The sequence below is a fragment of the Roseospira visakhapatnamensis genome (assembly GCF_014197915.1).
In the GTDB taxonomy this organism is placed as follows: domain Bacteria; phylum Pseudomonadota; class Alphaproteobacteria; order Rhodospirillales; family Rhodospirillaceae; genus Rhodospira; species Rhodospira visakhapatnamensis.
On record NZ_JACIGK010000043.1, the window covers coordinates 1 to 20,949 of the forward strand.

At 63.9% G+C, this 20,949-nt stretch carries 17 protein-coding genes and 1 pseudogene; 14 read left to right on the forward strand and 4 right to left on the reverse strand.

The features are described 5' to 3' along the window. Positions 1–384: 384 nt before the first annotated feature. The gene (locus GGD89_RS18030; RefSeq protein WP_184048387.1) at positions 385–684 is read right to left on the reverse strand and encodes a HigA family addiction module antitoxin; all 300 of its coding nucleotides are present in this window, start codon (positions 682–684) and stop codon (positions 385–387) included. A gap of 69 nt (positions 685–753) precedes the next feature. On the opposite strand from GGD89_RS18030, the gene GGD89_RS18035 reads away from it, so the two are divergent. The 14 genes and pseudogenes from GGD89_RS18035 to GGD89_RS18105 all read left to right on the forward strand — a co-directional run bounded on the left by GGD89_RS18035 (position 754) and on the right by GGD89_RS18105 (position 14,514). After that, the gene (locus GGD89_RS18035; RefSeq protein WP_184048390.1) at positions 754–936 is read left to right on the forward strand and encodes a hypothetical protein; all 183 of its coding nucleotides are present in this window, start codon (positions 754–756) and stop codon (positions 934–936) included. A gap of 580 nt (positions 937–1,516) precedes the next feature. Continuing rightward, positions 1,517–2,575, forward strand: coding sequence for a hypothetical protein (locus GGD89_RS18040; RefSeq protein WP_184048393.1), 1,059 nt, complete (start codon positions 1,517–1,519; stop codon positions 2,573–2,575). A 4-nt stretch (positions 2,576–2,579) separates the two neighbouring features. Further along, positions 2,580–4,550 (forward strand): metallophosphoesterase family protein, encoded by a 1,971-nt coding sequence (locus GGD89_RS18045; protein WP_184048396.1) that lies wholly within the window; start codon positions 2,580–2,582, stop codon positions 4,548–4,550. Continuing rightward, positions 4,547–5,527 carry an AAA family ATPase gene (locus tag GGD89_RS18050; RefSeq protein WP_184048399.1) on the forward strand — a complete coding sequence of 327 codons (981 nt, stop codon included), beginning with the start codon at positions 4,547–4,549 and terminating at the stop codon, positions 5,525–5,527. The genes GGD89_RS18045 and GGD89_RS18050 overlap by 4 nt, the downstream gene beginning before the upstream one ends. Before the next feature lie 17 nt (positions 5,528–5,544). Further along, positions 5,545–8,922: a formylglycine-generating enzyme family protein gene (locus tag GGD89_RS19805; protein ID WP_221238557.1), complete on the forward strand. Its 3,378-nt coding sequence runs from the start codon at positions 5,545–5,547 to the stop codon at positions 8,920–8,922. A gap of 139 nt (positions 8,923–9,061) precedes the next feature. After that, positions 9,062–9,535, forward strand: a complete 474-nt coding sequence (locus GGD89_RS18065) for an HRDC domain-containing protein (protein WP_184048402.1) — start codon at positions 9,062–9,064, stop codon at positions 9,533–9,535. Then, positions 9,532–10,551, forward strand: coding sequence for a reverse transcriptase domain-containing protein (locus GGD89_RS18070; protein ID WP_184048405.1), 1,020 nt, complete (start codon positions 9,532–9,534; stop codon positions 10,549–10,551). Before GGD89_RS18065 ends, GGD89_RS18070 begins: the two co-directional genes overlap by 4 nt. Continuing rightward, complete coding sequence (locus GGD89_RS20715) at positions 10,529–10,732, forward strand: SUMF1/EgtB/PvdO family nonheme iron enzyme (RefSeq protein ID WP_184048421.1); 204 nt, start codon at positions 10,529–10,531, stop codon at positions 10,730–10,732. Before GGD89_RS18070 ends, GGD89_RS20715 begins: the two co-directional genes overlap by 23 nt. Before the next feature lie 131 nt (positions 10,733–10,863). After that, positions 10,864–11,772, forward strand: a complete 909-nt coding sequence (locus tag GGD89_RS18080; protein WP_184048424.1) for a formylglycine-generating enzyme family protein — start codon at positions 10,864–10,866, stop codon at positions 11,770–11,772. 193 nt (positions 11,773–11,965) lie between these two features. Further along, positions 11,966–12,927, forward strand: a pseudogene (locus tag GGD89_RS18085) (ISAs1 family transposase). A 78-nt stretch (positions 12,928–13,005) separates the two neighbouring features. Continuing rightward, complete coding sequence (gene parS, locus GGD89_RS18090; RefSeq protein WP_184048427.1) at positions 13,006–13,437, forward strand: type II RES/Xre toxin-antitoxin system antitoxin; 432 nt, start codon at positions 13,006–13,008, stop codon at positions 13,435–13,437. Further along, positions 13,438–13,866: an RES family NAD+ phosphorylase gene (locus GGD89_RS18095; protein ID WP_184048430.1), complete on the forward strand. Its 429-nt coding sequence runs from the start codon at positions 13,438–13,440 to the stop codon at positions 13,864–13,866. Between the two features lie 113 nt (positions 13,867–13,979). Next, positions 13,980–14,195, forward strand: a complete 216-nt coding sequence (locus GGD89_RS18100) for a type II toxin-antitoxin system PrlF family antitoxin (RefSeq protein WP_184048434.1) — start codon at positions 13,980–13,982, stop codon at positions 14,193–14,195. Further along, positions 14,182–14,514 carry a type II toxin-antitoxin system PemK/MazF family toxin gene (locus GGD89_RS18105; protein ID WP_184048436.1) on the forward strand — a complete coding sequence of 111 codons (333 nt, stop codon included), beginning with the start codon at positions 14,182–14,184 and terminating at the stop codon, positions 14,512–14,514. The genes GGD89_RS18100 and GGD89_RS18105 overlap by 14 nt, the downstream gene beginning before the upstream one ends. 32 nt (positions 14,515–14,546) lie before the next feature. On the opposite strand, the gene GGD89_RS18110 is transcribed toward GGD89_RS18105, so the two are convergent. The 3 genes from GGD89_RS18110 to GGD89_RS18120 all read right to left on the reverse strand — a co-directional run. Next, entirely contained in the window at positions 14,547–19,442 is a 4,896-nt protein-coding gene (locus GGD89_RS18110) for a type ISP restriction/modification enzyme (RefSeq protein WP_184048439.1), read from the reverse strand. A 377-nt stretch (positions 19,443–19,819) separates the two neighbouring features. Next, a complete protein-coding gene (locus GGD89_RS18115) occupies positions 19,820–20,452 on the reverse strand; it encodes a BRO-N domain-containing protein (protein WP_184048442.1) in 633 nt (210 codons plus the stop codon). A 73-nt stretch (positions 20,453–20,525) separates the two neighbouring features. Continuing rightward, a partial coding sequence (locus GGD89_RS18120) for a WD40 repeat domain-containing protein (RefSeq protein WP_425503057.1) occupies positions 20,526–20,949 on the reverse strand: 424 nt, incomplete at its 5' end.

The following is a 20,949-nucleotide window of genomic DNA, read 5'->3' on the forward strand; positions in this document are numbered from 1 at the left end:
GCAAAAGCGAAACCCCCGGAAACGTGAGTGTTTCCAGGGGGTTGATTGGTGTGCCCACCAGGACTCGAACCTGGGACCCGCTGATTAAAAGTCAGTTTGGGTTCCTGTGAATACAAGGCTGTTAGTCAGTTTTCGCGTTACGTTCTCTTCTAATAGAATCAATGCGTTACGGCCTGGGTGACTAACGCCGGCCACGGCACTGTCGGGCGCCCACCCAGTGGCGTTAGCGCGGTTGGCTTCCTCGGTCGAAAGCCGCTGGATACGAACGGCCAAGGGGCCAGCAGCCGCCAGACGGTCGCGCTCGCTTCTCTACAGCCAGAGTCACGCCGGGGAGGCGAAGCCGTTGTACGGGGACGCCCCGCGTCGACCCACGCGACGGCGCAGTCATGCGGCGCGCGGCCGGATGGTGGCGGCGATCTCGGCGCCGGTCTCGATGCGGGCCTGTTCCAGGTCGTAGTCCCTTTGCAGGTTGAGCCAGAACTCCGGCGTGGTGCCGAAGTAGCGCGCCAAGCGCAAGGCCGTGTCCCCGGTGATGGCCCGCTGTTCGGCGATGATGGCCTGGATGCGGCTCACCGGCACATGGGTTGCCTTGGCGAGCGCATAGGCCGACAGGTTCAGCGGCGCCATGAACTCTTCCCGAAGCTGTTCGCCCGGATGCACCGGGGGGAGGTCGCGTGGGTCCATGTCCTGTCTCCCGTCAGTGATAGTCCACGATCTCAACGTGTTCCGCACCCTGTCCTGCCCATCGATCAAATGTCCGAGGAGCACCGCATCTGTAACGGCGACGTGACGACCTTTGACCTGCCCCCCCTCGGCTTCAGTGTCCTCAAACTCAACCTGATCGGTGATGGCGCGACCGCCATCGTGCGGGCATTCCGGCGCGTTCTTGAGACGTCCTTGCCAAGAAAATCGGGGGATCCGCTGGCGTTGAAATGATGTCCCATCCGACAGTATGCATCGGCGTACGAAAGCGCCCCACCCCTTTCTGCTCACCTTCCACCTGTGGTCGCAACCGGGGCGGTCGGAACGTGTCAACGACTTTGGGACAGTCGGTTTGGGATATTAAGCTCGCTTGGCTTCGCCCGCCCTCGCTGACCACAGGCCCATCATCATCATCAGAAAAATCCGTGTTCTTCATGGCTGCTGTCATCTCTGATGGTCTCCCTCGGACAAATGGGGGTCCAGAGAAACCGGCGCCAGATCACCCTCTGGAGCGCATGGCAAACTGACTCATGCTGAGCTTCTTGCTGCGTTAGATCGTGACACCCATGCCGAATCAGCGACATAGTGACACCCGTATGTCCAGAACGCAGACGACCGGATTAGGGGGGCGTCGAGGGTCCATGTCGCGGCAACTGATCCCTGCAGAAGCGGGCTGGCGGGTGTGGTCCTCCGTGAGTGGACTGAACGCCTTCCTCCGAACCGGAATGGTTTTGTCTGGCCATGGGGTGCTACGTCAAACGTCGGACGATAAAGCAGGGTATGTCTTGATGGGTGGTCGCGGGGGGCTCCATTGTTGCGCATTCCAGAAATCATAAAAGAGATCCAGTTAAACGGTTTAAACTCTACTCCTGAGAACGCTGGCGATGTCGATTATTCCGCATCGCGCCGAGCCTATAGCGCCAGTTTTGAAGGCGAGGGGGAGCGTAAGGTTTCCTTCGTTTTAGAGGATCTCCGACAATTAGTGTTGGAGGGGCGTTTTGATCCAGGGAACGCGGTCGCGCTGAGTATTGGGGGCGCCGATGGCTCTGATCTCAGGGCCTTGTTGCAGAAAATGCCGATTCGTGGTGGCGTTTTGCTGGAATATGCAAGGGAAGCGGCCGCCGCTGCCCGGGCCAAGGCGGATCTCGAAGGTGGGCAACGCATTGAAGTCGTAGAGGGTGATGCCACTCAAAAGAAAGGTGAGGCCGTCGATGTTGCGTTGAATTGCTCCGGTGGCGCCAAGACAGTGATTGTGATGTGCTTTGGTGTTCTCCACGAACTGCCTACTCGAAGTCCTGATTATAGAGAAGATCGCTTTTTTGATATTTTCTTCTCAAAATTTGAATCTGTTTTGTTGTATTGCGCCGAGCCGTGTGCTGTTCCGGCCTTTGATTATTTGGGTTGGCCAGACGAAGTGGAAATCAGGTTACCTGATTTGCCAGAGTGGAAGCTTCGACTGGTGGCTGATCACATTTGTTTACAACGATTTGGCGTCGGAGTGTCCGAGGACTCGGCCCGGGGCGGCGGATGGGTGGTCATGCGAAGCAACCAGGCTGTCGAGGTCTTGCACAAATTGATCCGTTTTCAGGATATGCAAAGGTTCCGTCATGAAATGGGCGAGCGTCTGACATCGTTTAACGGCGCGACCATGGGAAGAGCAATACAAGCGTCGTTCGGTGTCAACGATGTCGAGATGGAGCTGATGTACCGGACATCAACCGGGTTTCGCGATGCATATCGGGAACACGGCGTGGAGGCTCGTGCGTCCGGTGGTCAATGGCCGCTCCTTCCGCCTCCGATTACGCACTGCCGCCTCATTCTTCGCCGTTTAAGACAAAGCGGAGCCCCCCTGTGTCCTACGGAGGGGGGCTGACGACATGACGATCACGTGGCTGCATATCTCCGATTTTCATTTCCGAGAGGGAGAGTCCTACGATCGTGAGGTGGTTTTGAAGGCCTTGGTGGACTCCGTCGGCTGGTTCCGCCGAGAGCAAAACCGGAAACCAGATATCGTGTTTGCCACCGGCGACATCGCATTCTCTGGAAAAGCATCGGAATACGAGCGGGCCACGGAATTCCTGGATGCCCTGATAGAGGCTTGTGGCCTTGATCGGTCGAGCCTGTTCCTCGTCGCAGGCAATCATGATGTCGAACGAACACAGGTCACGGGTCTGGCGCGGACACTGGGAACGCGGGAGGAGGCGGACGCCTATTTTGGGTTGGATGGCGGTCTAATCCATCTCACGCGTGCACAGCGCAATTTCATGCAGTGGTACAACTCCTACTTTGACGGCATTCGGTGTCTTTCCGGGGCATCAAGCTGTGGTCCAGCCGAAGCCATTGAAATCCGTGGTCGCCGTATCGGTGTTCTTCCCATAAACAGCGCCTTGTTTTGCCGTGGTGATGATGATCATGGAAAGCTGTGGGTCGGTCGACGAGCCCTGAGATCCGCGATCGATGGCCTTAAGGACGTGCGGGCGGATCTGAACCTTGCCGTGCTCCACCATCCCCTCGAGTGGATTGCCGAAGATGAACGAGCGAGTATCCGGGCTTTGTTGGAGGGCGCGGTTGACGTCGTCTTGCGGGGTCACCTCCACGAAAACGATGTGGCCAGTGTCGTCGGGATTGGGGGCTCGGCCATTTACCTGGCTGCGGGCGCGGCCTATCAAACCCGTCGGTATCCCAACCGGGCGCTTTATGTCGACGTGGACGGGGATCGTGTGACGGTTCGCCCGATCCAGTACGTGGACTCTCCACAAGAGTACTGGGTGCCCGACACATCCCTGTTCCCACGCGAACCCGATTACGTGGGACGATTTACGATTCCCAGGTCCGGCCGGCCCATCGCGCCCACGGGGATGAATGGTAAAGACGCCACTGATTCGTCTTCCGAGCCCAAGCCACAGGATGATGAAGGGACTCGCGAGAATAGGAAAGAAAAATTCGAGAAACTAAAGAAAAGAATTGAGGGTGAATTTGAAAGGGAGCCTGCCGTCAGTTCGTTGTTATACAAAAAACTAAAGGATGTTATTGCGAAGAAAATGCTGAGTTCCGTTTCCGCTATCGATACGGTCGAGGCGGCCATTGCCATGCGCGATCGTCACAGTGCGCCCCGCGAGCGGGTGAAAGGACTGGTCGACAGTCTTGTCCAGTTCAATTTCGAGGTCGGCAAATCGGTTCTTCTCGATGTCTATCGGACATTGGAAAGCCAGGGCGATCACTGCGGGATGCAGGCGATCCGGGCCGTGGCCCGGCTTTTGATCCCCTGGCTGTATGTCGCGTCCCGGCGTCAGGATTCGGCGGGGTGGGACCAGACTGGGTGGGATCAGGCTGGATGGGACAATGTGTCCCTGGGCGATATCGTCCGGATTCCGGCCGGCTTGTCGACCATCGCGGAAATCATCATGGCCGGTATCGACCTGAGGACCGTCTCCTGGAGGTCGACGAAGGAACCTCTCGGGTTTCCCCAAGGTGAATTCCAAGTCACCGCGTTCGAGTTCCAACCCGAGGGGGGCATCGCGGATACAACCGAGCGGAATTTGCGCGAGGATCTGTTCCGTTTGGTCAAGGCTCCGCGCGAAGCGACCCATTTGCCGGATGACAAAAAGGATGATTCAATTAAGCGTCGCATGGTCTGGCTGCTGCGCGATCGGGGCATCCGGGTCTACCTGGTGGTTCGCTTGGACGGCTCGGATGCGATCCGGGCCCGCCAAACAGTGCACCTGAGGGCCATTCAAGACCGCTATCCCGCGCTGGCGATTCTGTGTCTGGACCAGGATCTTCTCGGGCCACAGCAGGATCTCTTCGATGAAATCCGCCCGCTATTGATGATGGAGGACGGTGAATGAGCGGGCCCGATCGCCTTGATCTCCCAGCGAAGGACAGCGACTTCGTCCAAGTTGACTTTGCGACCGATGGAGGGGTGTCTGACGGGGTTCACCTGCTGGGGCGCGAGGAAATCCTCGCCGTGAACGCTGCCCTGGCCGCCGGGCGGCCGCTCCTGGTGCGGGGCGAACCAGGAACGGGCAAAAGCCAGTTGGCGCGGGCGGCGGCCAAACAACTGGGGCGTGCCTTCATCCCCCATGTGATCGATTCCCATACGGAATCGCGTGACTTGTTGTGGAACTTCGACGCGGTGAAGCGCCTGGCCGATGCCCAGATCGCCGGTAGCCTCGGGGGCACTCGGGCGGTGTTGGAGACAGAACTGGCGGTCGCCAACTACCTGCACCCAGGTCCTTTGTGGTGGGCGTTCAACTGGGATCACGCCAGGCAACAGGCCGAACGCGCCATGGCATCGCCGCCTGCCCAGCACGACGGTGGAGACTGGGGCAACGGGTGTGTCGTCCTGCTCGACGAGATCGACAAGGGGGAGGCCGATGTGCCCAATGGCTTGCTGGAGGCCCTGGGCGCGCGTCGGTTCATGCCGATGGGGTCCCTGGACCCGGTCTGTATCGGATCCACGGTGCCGCTTGTGGTCATCACCACCAACGAGGAACGCGCCCTGCCAGAGGCGTTTCTGCGTCGATGCATGGTGCTGTTCCTGACCCTGCCGGACGACGAGGCGGCGCTGACTGATCTGCTGGTCCAACGAGGGCGGGCGCATTTCCCGAAGGCAAGCGACGCCGTGCTGCGCCGGGCGGCGACGTTGCTGATCGGCGATCGGCGGGCGGCGATCGCGGCCCAGATCCGGCCTTTTCCGGGGCAGGCGGAATACCTGGATCTGCTCCGCGCGGCCATCGCGCTGGCCCCCGGCGACAAGGAGGCCCAGTTGGCGATGCTTGACGACATCGCACAATACGCCCTGAAAAAGCAGCATGGTGTCTAATCTGGGAGGGACTGCCCATGCAGCCTGACCGGTTGCCGCGCGGCTGTTGCGGTTTGGCCGACCTTCTGCTGGCCCGGGCGGACGGGGGGGAAGAAGGGCTGGCCGCCGCCGCTCGGCTTCTGGCGTACGAGGCGGCGCCGCGTCGTCCTCCTCCGCCCCCGCCCCGACCGGCGCCCGTCGAAACCCCGGCCGCCCCAGCAACGACGCCGTCCTCGCCTGTGTCGCCGGCCTCGCTGATGCCGGCTCCCGTCTGGCGGGTGGTGGCGCGGGACCCACGGAAGCCCAGAGAGCCCAGTGATGACACGACCCGCAAGCGCTATACGGGGGGCGACACCCTGGCCGACACGGTGCCACCGGCGCGGGATCTGCGCCGGTGGAGCGCCCTGATGCCGGCCTTGCGCGGTGCGTTCACCGAGCGCGTGGACCGCCACGCCCTTGATGCCGACAGGATTGTCCGGGACATCGGGCGCGGGCGGATGGTGCGTCGCCTGCCGCGACGCCAGCGGCTGCGATGGGGACGGGGCATCCAGATCATCGTCGATCGCAGCCAGCGCCTGATCCCGTTTCAGGACGATCAGGACCGCATGGTCCAGCGGTTGGCGACGCTCTTTCCCCGTCACGCGGTCGAAACCGCGCTGGTGTTCGATGGCGCCGACGGCCCGATCCTGATCGGGCCGGACGGCGACTACCGCGACTACTGTTTGCCGGAACCGGGCTGGTTGGTCGCGGTCCTGAGTGACCTGGGGTGTCTGGCCGTGTCGCCCGCGCCGATCATCGCGCGTTGGGAAACGCTGGGCCGCCGCCTGATCGCCGCCGGGTGCCGACCGGTGGCCTTGATGCCGTGCCCCACGTCGCGGTGGCGCGTGGGCCTTGATTCCTGGACCAAGCTGCCCTGGGAAGGACGGTGGGGCACCGGTTCGATCCCGCCGGCGGAATGCGAGGCCCGCAGCCGTCGGCTTCTGCGTCTGCTGTCCCTGGCCATTCGCGTGGAACCGGGTTTGTTGCGCGACATCCGCCTGCTGTTGGGGGCGGGCGCCGACGCGGGCACCGAAGTCGATGCCTGGACCAGCGACGCCCTGGTCGGGCGCTCGCGCGTCGCCGGAACCTTCAATACCGAACGGGCCAATCCCTTGCGCCGGGAGGCCGCCGCGACGGAAACGCCGGCGCTGTTCGGCGCGGTGGTCGCCTGTATCCAGAAGTGGCGCGCTGGGCTGGCTCCAGAGGTCTGGTACGAGGAGCTTCTCAACCTTCCCGAAGATCGACTGGATGCCTTGCCGCAATCCATCCGCGACCGCGACCTTCCGGCCGCGCGTCAATACGTCAAGGACCTGGAACGAACGCTTGACCGACCCCCCGGGTGGGATGCGTGGTACCTGCGTGTGTCGACCCGGGCCTCGTCCGACTATCATGCCCAGTCGGATCCGGACCTGCGTGTGGCCCAGAACCGGCTGCATTGGAGGGCCACCCGTGGGCAAACAACCATCGAGGTTCCACCGGATTTCGATCCGATCGACATCCCATCGGACCTGTCGCCGATCACCGTGCCGCTCCGTCATCGGGGCGACCGGATCGTGGCGGAGCCGGGCGGAACCGGCAGTCCCTTGGCGACTGTGCTCACCCGCAACGGCCTTGTCCAGGTGCGGGAGGACGGGGAGGCGTCGGACCGGACCGCCGCCTTCTGGGCGTCCGGCGCGCCGCCGTCCTGGGCGACGGATTGGGGCTCGGACGCGGTCGGCCCCTGGGTCACGGTGTCCGTCGAGGGGACCGACGGCCCCGTCACCCAACGCCTGCGCTGGATTCCGCCGGGACGGTTCTTGATGGGCTCGCCGGAGGATGAGCCGGGGCGGTTCCATGATGAAGGACCGCAGCACGAGGTCACATTGGAAACCGGCTTCTGGCTGTTCGACACGCCCTGCACCCAGGCCCTGTGGCAGGCGGTGATGGGTGAGAACCCCAGCGACTTCAAGTCTCCGGATCGGCCGGTGGAGACTGTGCGTTGGCATGACGTGCAAACCTTCCTGCAACGCATCAATGAACGCGCCCCGGGGCTAGACCTGACGCTGCCCAGCGAGGCGCAATGGGAATACGCGTGCCGGGCGGGCGAGGGGCCTTCCCCGGATCTGGACGCCGTCGCGTGGTACGATACGAACAGTGAAGGTCAGACCCATCCTGTCGGTCAGAAGCAGCCGAACGCTTGGGGTCTGCACGACATGCTGGGCAATGTGTGGGAATGGTGCGCGGACCATTGGCACGGCACGTACAAGGGGGCGCCGGCCGACGGATCGTCCTGGCAGGACGCGGAGGCGGACACCGGCGCGGACCGCGTCGTTCGCGGCGGCTCCTGGGACAACGGTGCGCGCGGCGTGCGTGCGGCGTATCGCTTCAGGGTCCATCCCGTCGTCAGGTTCAACGGCCTGGGCTTCCGGTGTTCCCGAGTTCCCGTGAGCCCAGCCAGCGGCGGAGCCGAGCCGGCGGAGCCGGCGTCCCTCCGGCCAGCGGAGCGGCCGGAGGGGGCGACGCCGGACAGCGGGGGGAGCTTGCTGCGGCTGCGTGAGGACGCGCGGCAGGCGGCGTGTCCGGTCCCGTCGGCCCGGTCGTTTATCGTCCGTACGGACTGCGAGCGCCTGACGGTCCAGAGCTTGGAACGCCCCCCCTGGGCCGAGGCCATGGGCCGCGACCGCTTCGGCCTGTGGGTCCGGATCGCGCTGGAGGCTGCTGAGGGGCCGCCCGTGACGCAGCGGATGCGCTGGATCCCGCCGGGGCGGTTCATGATGGGCTCGCCGGAGGATGAGCCGGGGCGGTATGACGATGAAGGACCCCAGCACGAAGTCACACTGCAACAGGGCTTCTGGCTGTTCGATACACCTTGCACGCAGGCCCTGTGGCAGGCGGTGATGGGGGAGAACCCGAGTAAATTCAAATCACCGGACCGGCCGGTGGAAAAGGTGAGTTGGAATGACGCACAGACCTTTTTGCAGCGCATCAACGACCGCATTCCGGGGTTGGGCCTGACCTTGCCCAGCGAGGCGCGGTGGGAGTACGCCTGCCGGGCCGGAGCGGGGCCTCCCCCGGACCTGGGGGCCGTGGCGTGGTATGACAGGAACAGCGGCAGAGAGACGCATCCGGTCGGGCAAAAGCAGGCGAACGCCTGGGGATTGCATGACATGCTGGGGAATGTGTGGGAATGGTGCGCGGATCCCTGGCACGAAACGTATGACGGGGCACCGGCCGACGGCACGTCCTGGCAGGACGCGGGCGCCGGCGCGTACCGCGTCGTTCGCGGCGGCTCCTGGGACGACGGTGCGCGCGACGTGCGTGCGGCGTGTCGCTACGGGTACCATCCCAACGACAGGTACGTCAGCCTGGGCTTCCGGTGTTCCCGAGTTCAACCGTGAGTTCCAGCAGGAACAGGGCAGAGCCACGGCCGACGGCGCAGGGCCGGCAAGCGGAGCGCCGGCCCGCGACGGAGGCCGCTGGCGACGCGTCGCTGCACGGGGTCCGGCGTCCCGCTGCCGACGTGAGAGGAGTCCTGACATGCGGCTTCGGTTCTTCACCATTCCGGCCCACGGAGGAGACGATGCCGCAGAGGCCCTGAACCGCTTTCTGGCCGGCCACCGTGTTGTCGCCGTCGATCGTTCCTTCATCCAGGATGGCCGCAACAGCGCCTGGGCGGTCTGCGTGACGATCGAGAATGGCCCGGCGCCGCAGGCGACCGCCGCCAAGAAGCCGCGCGTCGATTATCGCGAGGTCCTGAACGAACAGGACTTCGCCGTGTTCGCCCGCTTGCGGGCCGTGCGCAAGGATCTGGCCGAGGCCGAGGGCATTCCGGCCTATGCCATTTTCACCAACGAACAACTGGCCGATATGGTGCGTCGCAAGGTTCGGTCGGCCGGTGCTCTGCGGGAGATCGACGGCGTCGGCGAGGCCCGCGTCGACAAGTACGCCGGGTCGTTTCTGGATGTCCTTCGCGTCGATACAGACGGATCGAGCCAGGAGGATCCCTCATGAAACGCAGCGCGATCCGGCTGGAGGACATCGCCGCCTGGGATACTCTGGTGGCCGCGTGCCAACGGGCGGCCCGTGGCAAACGAAACCGCGATGACGTGCGGCGCTTCCAGCGGACCCTGTTCGGCGAGATCGAGTCCTTGCGGTGCCAGATCCTCGACGAGACCGTTCCCCTGGGGAAGATGACGACCTTTTCGATCCGCGATCCCAAGCCCCGGATCATCCATGCCCCATGTTTCCGCGAACGTGTCTTGCACCATGCCCTGATCGCCCATGCCGGCCCGGTGCTGGACCGGGCCTTGGTGGACGACACCTTCGCCTGCCGCGAAGGCAAGGGAACCATTGCTGCCGTCCGTCGTGCCCAGCATCACGCGCGGCGCCATGCCTGGTTCGCCCAGGTCGACATGCGGCAATACTTCGCCAGCATCGATCACGAGGTCCTGCTGCGCTGTCTCGCGCGGCGGTTCAAGGATCGCGGCGTTCTGCGTCTTATGGAAAGGATCATCCGCTCTTTCCAGGTCGAGCCCGGCAAGGGGTTGCCGATCGGGGCGTTGACCTCTCAGGTCTTCGCCAACACCTACCTGTCCGGCGTCGATCGGCTGGTGCTGGAGGATTGCCGCGTTGGGGGCGTCGTGCGCTACATGGATGATCTTGTGTGGTGGGAGGACGATAAAACGGCTGTTCGGGCCGTCCTGGACCGGGTTCGGGAGTATGCCGAAGGGGAACTGGGGCTGACGATCAAGGACCCGGTGCGGATCGGGCGGTCCCGGGATGGGCTGGCGTTCTGCGGGTTCCGGATTTTGCCGGGGGCCATATTGCTCTCGCGGCGGCGCAAGCGGCGCTATGCGCGGATCCGCAAGCAGGCAGAGGCGGATTTCGCCGCCGGGCGCATCGGCGCCGAAGCGCTGCAGGCCGGGTACGGCAGCGCCCTGGCCCTGACCGTGCAGTGCGACGCGACGGCCTGGCGGCGGGAGCACCTGCGCCGCCATCCTCTTGATGCCGCCGTGGCCGCCGTTTAGGGTTTGGGTGGGTGATGGTCGAAGCACCGGCGCGAACCGCGTCATTCGCGGCGGCTCCTGGAACAACAATGCGCGCAACGTGCGTGCGGCGTATCGCAACAGGAACCATCCCAACGACAGGAACAACAACCTGGGCTTCCGGTGTTCCCGAGCTCACGGCCGGATGGATGTCCGGCGTTGAACAGACCGTCGCCCGGGGCGCCTGTTCGCGGGTGCCGAAACGAAGCGGCCGGCGGTGTGTGAGTAGTCCTGGCGGATGCGGGGCGAAAGCGCGCCGTCTGGCTTCGGCCCGCGTGGCGGAAGGGTGAGCCCATGCCCGCACAGGCATCCGTGATCGACACCGCCTGGCATCCCCTGGTCAACGGTCATGCGCCACCGTGGGCCAGCGGCTGGGGCGAGGATCGCTTTGGCGTCTTCGTGGAAATCACGGTTGATGACGTGACGCAGTGTCTGCGCTGGATCCGGCCAGGCCGATTCACCATGGGCTCGCCGGAGGATGAGCCGGGGCGATACGGGGACGAGGGACCTCAACACGAGGTAACGCTGGCAAACGGCTTCTGGCTGTTCGATACGCCGTGCACGCAGGCCCTGTGGCAGGCCGTGATGGGCGACAATCCGAGTGAATTCAAATCACCGGACCGGCCGGTGGAACGGGTGAGTTGGAATGACGCACAAACTTTCCTGCAACGGATCAATGAGCGCATCCCGGGGCTCGATCTGACCCTGCCCAGCGAGGCGCGGTGGGAATACGCATGCCGGGCTGGGTCAACGACGGCCCTGTATACCGGCGGGATCAAGATCCTTGGGGACAACAATGCGCCCGCCCTGGATCCCATCGCCTGGTACGGGGGCAACAGCGGCTGGGAGTTCGATTTGGAGAATGGCCGGGATAGCAGCGGCTGGTCTGACAAGCAGTATCCGCATGAACGGGCGGGCACCAGGCCCGTCGGTCTGAAACAGCCGAACGCCTGGGGCCTGTATGACATGCTGGGCAACGTGTGGGAATGGTGCGCGGATCCCTGGCACGACAGCTATGAGGGCGCGCCGGTGGATGGGTCCGCATGGCTGGATGACGGTGCCAACACCGGCGCGAACCGCGTCATTCGCGGCGGCGCCTGGGTCAGCAATGCGCGCGGCGTGCGTGCGGCGTATCGCGTCAGGAGCCATCCCTACGACAGGGTCAACAACCTGGGCTTCCGGTGTTCCCGAGTTCAACCGTGAGCTCCAGCAGGAACAAGGCGGAGCCACGGCCGACGGAGCAGGGCCGGCAAGCGGAGCGCCGGCCCGCGACGGAGGCCGCTGGCGGTGCGTCGGGGCAGGGCGGCGCAGGGGAATCGCATTTGCCTGATTGGTCTGGAAATGAGGGGAGAAATGGATTCTTTAGGGGGCTCCCTTACAGCGCATGGGAGGCCCCATGTCCTGGTTTCTGGACGCGTTTGCCGACATCCGCGATCCTCGGGCGCCCAACGCCCGTCATGATCTTCTTGAGACACTGACGATCGCCTTGGTGGCGTCGATCTGCGGAGCGGAGGGGTGCTCCGACTTCGCCGACTTCGGCGCTGATCGTGAGGACCTGTTCCGGGAATTTCTCACGTTGAAACATGGCGTTCCGAGCCATGACACGTTACGGCCTTTCGGTCGGCGACCTCGGTGGTCATCGGCCAGGAGGGGTTCCGCGCCCCGGAGGGAGACAGCGAAATCCTCGCCGCCCGCGCGCTTCTGCGCTGCCTGGACCTGACGGGCCATCTGGTGACGGCGGATGCCATCCACTGCCAGACCGAGACCGCGCAGGTCATTCTCGACCAGGGGGGCGACTATCTTCTGCGCCTGAAAAGCAACCGTCCGGCCCTGCATGACATGGTCAAGCAGGCCTTTGACGACACGGCGTTCCGGGCCGACCTGGACCAGGCCCACACCACCGACGCCGACCACGGTCGTCTGGAAGAGCGCACGGCCTGGGTCTGTCACGATGTGTCCTGGCTGAGCGGCCCGAAATCCTCCCCGCAGGAGCCGGTCCTGCTGCCCGGTCTCGCCTGCCTCGGCATGATCGAAGCCACGACAACGCGCGACGGAAAGACCACAACGACCCGTCACTACCATGTCTCCTCGCGGCCCTTGAGCGCCCAAGCCTACCTGACCGCCGCGCGCCGTCACTGGAGCATCGAAAACGGGCTGCACTGGGTGCTGGACGTGACATTCGACGAGGACCAGGCCCGCAACAGAAAGGACAATGGCCCGGAGAACCTGTCCATTCTGCGCAAACTCGCGCTCAACGTCCTCAAGCGCGCCAAACCCGGCATGTCCGTGCGACGTAAGCGCAAGCGCTCTGGATGGTCCAACGCCTTCGCCCGAGACATCATCGGCCAAATGCGATAGCCCTGCAGGGCGGCGGCCGCCCCCTTGCTGGTCCGGCCAGATGCCTATATTATAGGGGCGTTTGGCGTGGAGACTGTCATGAACATAGCGGTGCAAGCTTTTCAAGTGGTTGGGGGCGGGGCGGTTCTCGGCGTCGAGATTGCCCATGGCCTGGATCTTGTCCGCGCGGTGCGCCGGGGATTTCCCGTTCAGGCCGTGCAGCATGTTCTTGATGACGGGCGGCTGACCCTCGCCGAACTCGACCATGTGGTCATGCCGCGCAAGACGTGGTCGAACCGCAAGCGTGTCGGCACCCTGACCGCCGAGCAATCGGACCGCCTGATTCGGGTGGCCCGGGTGATGGCCCTGGCCGAGGACACCTTCGCCGACCGGTCCAAGGCGCACGCCTGGCTCCGCCGGCCGACGACGACCCTGGGGGGCGAGCGGCCGCTGGATCTGCTCGACACCGAGGAAGGCGCGCGCGAGGTCGAAACCGTTCTTGGGCGGATCGCGCACGGCATCGCGGCCTGAATGGCCTGGCGTCTTTGCAAACGCGACCATGCCGATCTCAGCGGCACCGGCGCCCGCCTGCACGGCGGCCGGTGGAACAGCCCGGGGCGGGCCTTGGTCTATACCGCCGCCACCGCCGAACTGGCGGTCCTTGAGGTTCGTGTCCACCTCGATGTCCCGCCCGAGATGATTCCGAACGATTTCGTGCTGATGGAGATCGATCTGACCGGTCTCGACGTCGAAGCGGTCGCCGCCTTTCCGGCCGATCCCACGGCCTTTGGCGACACCTGGTTGGCCGAGGCCCGAACCCCGGTGCTGTGCGTTCCGTCCGCCATCGTCCCGGAGGCCAGCAACCTTCTTTTCAACCCGGCCCATCCCCAGGCCGGCGCGGCGCGGGTGGTTGGGGTGCGCGCCTTTCAGTTCGACCGGCGCCTGTGGCGGCCTCTTTAGCCTCGGTGGGCTGTCCTTGATCATGCCGGCCCCCTCTTTGCGCCCGGACGGCTTGAACATGGTCAGGAACCATCTTACGTTTAGCGGTAAGGAAAATCCTTTCCGAGGCCCCCATGATCACCAGCAAGTTGACGAGCAAGGCTCAGACGACGATTCCACAGCCGGTGCGCGAGGCGTTGCGCCTGCGGCCGGGAGACGACGTCGCCTACCATATCGAGGCGCCGGGGCGCGTGGTGCTGATGCGGGCACACCCCCATGACGACGACCCGTTCGCGACGTTCCTTGAATGGGGCGGCGACGAGGACCGGAGGGCCTATGCCGGTCTTTGAGCGGTGGGATGTGGTGAAGGTCCCCTACCCGTATACGAACCGCCCGGTCACCGAGCATCGCCCCGCCCTGGTCGCGGCGGTCATCGAGGAAGGCCCGGGGCTGTTGTGGGTGGTGATGATCACCAGCGCGGCCAATCGCGCCTGGCCCGGGGACGTCCCCATCGTCGATCCGGGCGCCGCCGGCCTTCCCGCGCCCTCCGTGATCCGGACCGCCAAGATCACGACCATCGACGCGGCGCTCGCCAGCCGCCTTGGCACCTTGCCCGATGCCGAGAGGCATCCGGTGCGGACCAGCCTTGCGCGACGCTTGGTGGAGTGAGGCAGAGTGCCGCCCCACCCTCATGAACGTGTTCAGTCCTTGATGTCCAGGTCTGGCAACCCCTTCACGATCTCCAGCGTGCGCATGCTGACCGTGATGACGCGCTGGAACAGCGTGAGCGGATAGGCCGGGTCGGCCATGGTTTCGATGGCGTAGCGGTTGGCATCGTTGACGATGCCGCTGGCCTTGTCGGTCTTCACGCTCTGGCGTTCCATCACCCATTCGAGGGCCGGCTTGCCGTTCACGATGTAGTCGTAGGCCTCCAGTGGGATGGTCTGCATGGTGATGTTGGCGTTGTAGACCACCGTGCTCTTGTCCTTCTGGCGCCCCTTGCCGCCGAACGTCATTTTGGTGACGCGATAGAAGGCCTCGGGGTCCTGGACCACCCAGGTGCGCGGGTCGCCCTGCTTGTATGTGATCGGCCATGGCTCCACGGTCTCGTAGCCCACATGCAGGTCCCCCAAGGCTCGGCCGGCACGGCTGAAGGTCCAGAAGTCCGCCGCCGTCTTCACGCAGGGAATGCGCGGCAACTCCTTGGTCAGGTTGTCGGCGTAGCGGTCACGGTAGTCCCGCGAATGCAACAGGCCGTAGACGTAGTAGAAGATGTCCTCCTTAGTGATCGCCTCGCCGGGATAGGCGGCCTGGAAATGCGCCAGCCCGGCGTCGGTGATGCCATGGCGGGCCTGATAGGCGCCGATTCCCCGGGCTGCCGTGAAGAGATCCACGCCCCTCGTCTGGTCCTCAGGCGCATCATAGACCCGCAAGGGGAAGCATTGACCGCCGTGAATCACATGAAGGTCCGGCAACACATCGGCCATAAGGATAGAGAAAGGGCGGTCCTCCCCTGGACCCGTCATTTGCATAACCCGGTTCTCCACCTCCGGAGCCGGAAACAGGCGCGGCAGTTGTGAGACGCGTTGGTTAAACATGCGATCAAAATAAGCGATTTGTTTTGAGAATGGTCTGTACATCGAGACAACGAAATTCTCGTCATAAATATTCGCCATCGTCCCGTTCTTGCCCTTGGCATACAGAGCGCTGTGCCAACTAATCTTAGTGGGATCTTTTAATGTAAAATACTCGATTTTTGTATTGCAATTTGACTTTCGAAATTTGGTGATCTCATCATTGTATACGGAACACAGATTTTCCATATTCTTTCTTACATCTACGCGAGAACTATTGTATGACCAAGCATCCATATTGGTCTTAAGGCCATTTGAGAATGTGTCGAACAGCACTGGCTCGTCGGAGGCTCTCTTGGTGCCGATCGAGAGGAAGCCCTGGAACCCGGCATCGCGCTGCTTGAGCCAGTCGCCGTGATCATCCGGGGTGATCGGGATCCAACCGCCGGCACGGGTGATGCCGCCGATGGAGCCGAAGGCCTGGATGGTGCGCAGCTTATCCTCGCGGTTCAGGTAATCGCCGATGTCGCGGAACAGGATGCGGCCATGGTGTGTCGCCTCGGGGTTCTTCACGAAAACACTGATGGCCACCGGCGCGCGACTGCCCCCGCCGAACACCTTGCCGCCTTCCCGCCGCGACCGTTCTCCGCTGGTGCGCTGGTTGCCCCTCAGGTGGAAGACGTAGAGGGTGCTGAAGTCCTCGACGAGGCACTGCCGGAGCCCGTCGGCGGTGTTGGCGTCCACCCACCCGCCGTTGGTCACGAAGGCGAGGACACCGCTGTCCCCCAGGCGGTCGCTGGCCCAGCGGATGGCGCGGATATAGCTGTCGTAGAGGGCGTTCTTGTTGGTGGCCGACGAGCGGGCCGCGTACGTCTCGGCGATCCGCCGGTCCAGCGTCGGGTAGGTCACGCCCTTGGCTACGGCATAGGGCGGATTGCCCATGATGACGCGGATGTCGGTGGCCTTCTGCCGTTTCCGCCGTTCGGAGTTGTCCGGCATGAAGTGCGCGACCAGATCGTCCGCCTCGTACATCTGGAAGGTGTCGGTCAAACAGATGCCCTCAAACGGCACATAGTCCCCTTCGCCCATCAGGCCGTGATAGACGGCCTCGATGTTGACGGCGGCGATGTAGTAGGCCAGCAGGACGATCTCGTTGGCGTGGATCTCGTGGCGGTATTTTTGCGCCATCTCCTCCGGCGCGATCAGGCCGGATTGCAGCAGGCGGGTGACGAAACTGCCGGTGCCGGTAAAGGGATCCATAATGTGGATGCCCCGCGACCCCAGGGTCTGGCCGAACTGCTCCCGCAGCACCTCGTCCACCGACCGGATGATGAAATCCACGATCGCCACCGGGGTGTAGACGATGCCCAGCTTCTCGGTGGTGCGCGGGAAGGCCCGGCGGAAGAACTTGTCATACAGTTCCACGACCAGATTCTGCTTGGCCTTGGGGTCGGTGATGCCCCGTGCCCGCGTTTGCACGCTGGCATAGAACTTTTCGAGGTCGCGGCTTTCCTTATCGAGGTTGGCCTCGTCCAGCACATCCAGCACGCGCTGCATGGCGCGGGACACCGGGTTCTCCTGGGTGAACTGGTGCCCCTCGAACAGCACCTGGAACACCGGCCGGGTGATGATGTGCTGTGCCAGCATCTCGATGGCGTCGGCTTCCGTTAGGCTGTCGTTCAGGTCGTCTTGCAGTTCTTCCAGGAAGCTGTCGAAGGCGGCCCGTGCCTCGGTGTTGGGCGTGGCGAGAATGCCGGTCAGGCGGGTGATGTGGTTCTTGGCGATTTGCGCGATGTTGGTCGCCCAATCTTCCCAGTAGTCACGCGTTCCGCACCGCTTGACGATTCTGGCCATGATGGCACGGGAGAACTCGTCCACCGCGTACGTCATTTCGATTTGGGTCGGCCCTCCCATGTCCTCACGCTCGCCATCGCCGCCATGGCCGAGTCCAAGCCCGGACGCTTCCGCCCGCACCCGCAGCGGAAGCTCGTCGACGGTGGCCGTGATGGCGTCCAGTTCCGGCGACCCGGGGCCCGTGATGCCGACGATTTCGATGTGGTCGGACACGTCCTGACCCAGCGATGCCTGGTTAATGGTGGCGTCGAAGCGGTCATCATGCGCCCGCAGGGCGTTCAGGATCTGCCAGACGACGCGGTACCTCTCGTTGTCCTTCAGGGCCTGTTCGGGTTCGACCCCCGCCGGCACGCCGACTGGAAGGATGACGTAGCCCATGCGCTTGCCCTCGGCGCGGCGCATGACGCGCCCCACCGACTGGACCACGTCGATCTGGCTCTTGCGGGGGTGCAGGAACATGATGGCGTCGAGGGCCGGCACGTCCACGCCCTCGGACAGGCAGCGGGCATTGGTGAGGATGCGACAGATGTCGTCGCCGGCATCCTCCTTCAGCCAGTCCAGCAGGCGTCCGCGCGTCTTCGCGTTGAAGGTGCCGTCCACATGCTGAATTTCGCAGTGCAGATGACCGTTCGCGTCGTCGTCTTCCTCGCCATCGGTATCGAGGCCAAGGAACTCATCCACCACCGCCGTGAATTCGGACTGGATCAGCTTTGAACTGCGAATGTCCCGGCAAAAAGCCAGGGCACGCCGCATGGGGTTCGGGTCCGCAGCCACATCGGCCTTGATGTCGCTCTTGGTCAAGGCCTTGTAGCAGCCGACGATCTTGGTGGCGTCGTCCAGGAGCAACTCGTTATCGCCGTCGTTCAGACGCCGCTGTACGGCCGTGCTGATCAGGCTTTCGTCCATGGCCAGGACGATGACCTTGTAATCGGTCAATAGAGCGTTTTCGACGGCCCATGAGAAGCCACGGTAGAATAGGGTTTTGCCGAAATCCTCTTCCTTATCCATAGAAAAGGATTCGGCGCCCTCATCCTCCGCCCGAGCTTTTGCCGTATCGCTATAGATGCGGGGCGTGGCCGTCATATATAGCCGCTTGCCGCCCTGAATATTGGCGTTCGAATGCACCTTGACGAAGTTGGATTCGTCTTCGTCCGCCAGCGTGACCCCGGTCGTGCGGTGCGCCTCGTCGCAAATGATCAGGGTGAACGGGGCGAGGCCGTGTTTTTGTTGAGCGTCCGCGATCACCTGGATGGACTGATAGGTGGCGAAGACCACCGTCATCTTTCCCGGCGCTGGCGTGCGCGCGCCCTCCGCCAACCGAGCCGGATCGGTGGTGGCCGGAAAGGCAAGGTCCAGAATGTCGATCTCCGCCACATCATCGCCGCACCGCCGCCGCTTGCCCACCTGGGTGTCGGAGCAGACCGAGAAGGCCCGCAGCGGGAGGCCGGCGTCGGCGCTCCATTCCCGGATCGTTTGCGCCATCAGGGCGAGCGACGGCACCAGGAACAGCACGCACCCGCCCGGTCCCACCAGATCTTCCGCGATCTTTAAGCTGATGAAGGTCTTGCCGGTGCCGCAGGCCATGATCAGCTTGCCCCGGTCGGCCTCCTGGAGGCCCACGCGAACGGCGTCCAGGGCATCCTGCTGATGGGGGCGAAGCATTTTCTTGGTGCGCAGGACCACCTCGCCACGGGCGGCGAAAGCGTCCCAGCGGATGGGGCTTTCCTGAAGATCGGCAAGGCCGATGCGCAGGGTGGGGATGCTCTGGCCCCGCAGCATGGTCTCGGCGTTATCGCTCCAGGGGAGGTCCGTGGTGTCCATGATCACGCGGCGCCGGAACGGGGCCTTGCCGGATGCCGAGATGAAGCTGTCGATGTCTCGCTTCTGGATGCGATGGTCTGGCGCATAGAACTTGCACTGGATCGCCGCGTAGCCGTCTTCGTTCCGGAGTTTGGCGATCAGGTCGATGCCGGTGTCGCGGCCATCCCACCCGTGGACCGCCGCCCAATCAGTGTAGGTCTCTACCTCTTCATACTGTTCGGTTTGAACGGGGTCGTTCGTAAGGAAGGCGACGGCCAGGCGCTCGAAATAGGTACCCTTTTCGCGTTCCGTTCGGGCTGCGGTCCGATAGGAGGCGAGAAGCGCTTTGAGGGCATTTTGCTCGGTCACCTTGGATCTCCAAACACATTCTGTGCATTCTTGGAATCGAACACGTCATCACCATTGGTGTTATTGCCCCTGGAGATCTAGCGCCGAGGGCGTCTCGTGCCACCGTTTACCAATTTTCCGGGACTTTCCACAACTTTCCAGGAGATTCCAGGACTTTCCAAGAGATTCTAGGAGTTTCTCCGACTTTCCACGTCGTTCCGGTGGCAGGATAGGCGCGGTGGTCCCACTCGTGGACCACCACGCCGCCCCGGTGGGGCGTCCTGCCCGTATTCGCCTGCGGCTCAATGGGGAGAAGCTCCGCACCGGCCGCCAGGGGCGGGCACCAAAAAAGCCGCCCGGGCGGGCGGCTTTCCTGGTGCTGGACGACGCGGCGTTCGTCAGGACACGGGGGCCTCGGTCCACAGGCGGCGCTTCCAGGCGACCCATTCGGGCATGTATCCGCCCGCGTAATCGACAAGAGCCTGTGCGATCTGTTCGTCGGTGAGGGTGGTCTCCTGGAAGAGCATGGCGACGAGACTGTTGGCCTTCTCAAGGAAATCGTCTCGGCGCTTGTGTGTTTTGTACGCGATGTCCTCGCGCTGGAGCCGGATCAGCTGCTGCGACAGGGCCACGTATTCGGCGACCGGGATCGTGATCATGGCGCCCGGGCCGACCGTTTCTTGACGCCCAGGCGCGGCCGGCGCGGCCTCGTAGCGCCCGGTCTTGCGGATCGCCGGCAGCACCTCGGCGGTGACCCACTTCCTGAAGCGCCGGGCGGCCGGCTTGCGGCTGGTCATGATCAGCACGTACAGGCCGGACTCGTTGACGATGGTGGTTTGCTGTTCTCGACCGATGGCGTCGGCAATACCGACACCATCTTTCTCATCCTCATCGAGGCGCGAAGCCGCATCACGTGGGTTTCCGATCTCCAGCACCGCGCACACGTCGGCGAGGACGAACCAGGGGTCGCCATCAAGGTTGAGGGCGCGGAAGGGACTGTCTTCAAAGGTAAAGGGGATGACGGCGGTCATGGGTTTGATCTCCTGATCGTGGTCGTGACGGGGGGACGGTGGCCTGATGGCGACCGGCGACCATGAGGGGCTTTCAGTGGCTGGTGAGATCCGCGATCGAGCCGGCGGTTTCCAGCGGCCAGGTGGCCAGGCGGCCGGTCTCGTCCAGCCCTTGCCAGCACAGGACCCGCCAGGCGGTGTCGCTGGCGAAGAGCAGGCGACTGGCCTGTGGGGTCCACACCGCATGCCCGCGCCCGAATACCGAGTCGGACCATCCGGCGTGCATGCGGATGCACACGCCTGTCTCTGCGTCCCACAGGCGCAGGGTGCCATCGGAGCCGGCGCTGGCCAGCACGCGGCCGTCGGGCGACCAGGCGCAGGCCAGCACCCAATTCTCATGGCCTTTGAGGACCGCCCGGAGCTCGCCTGTCTCTGCGTCCCACAGGCGCAGGGTGCCATCGGAGCCGGCGCTGGCCAGCACGCGGCCGTCGGGCGACCAGGCGCAGGCCAGCACCCAA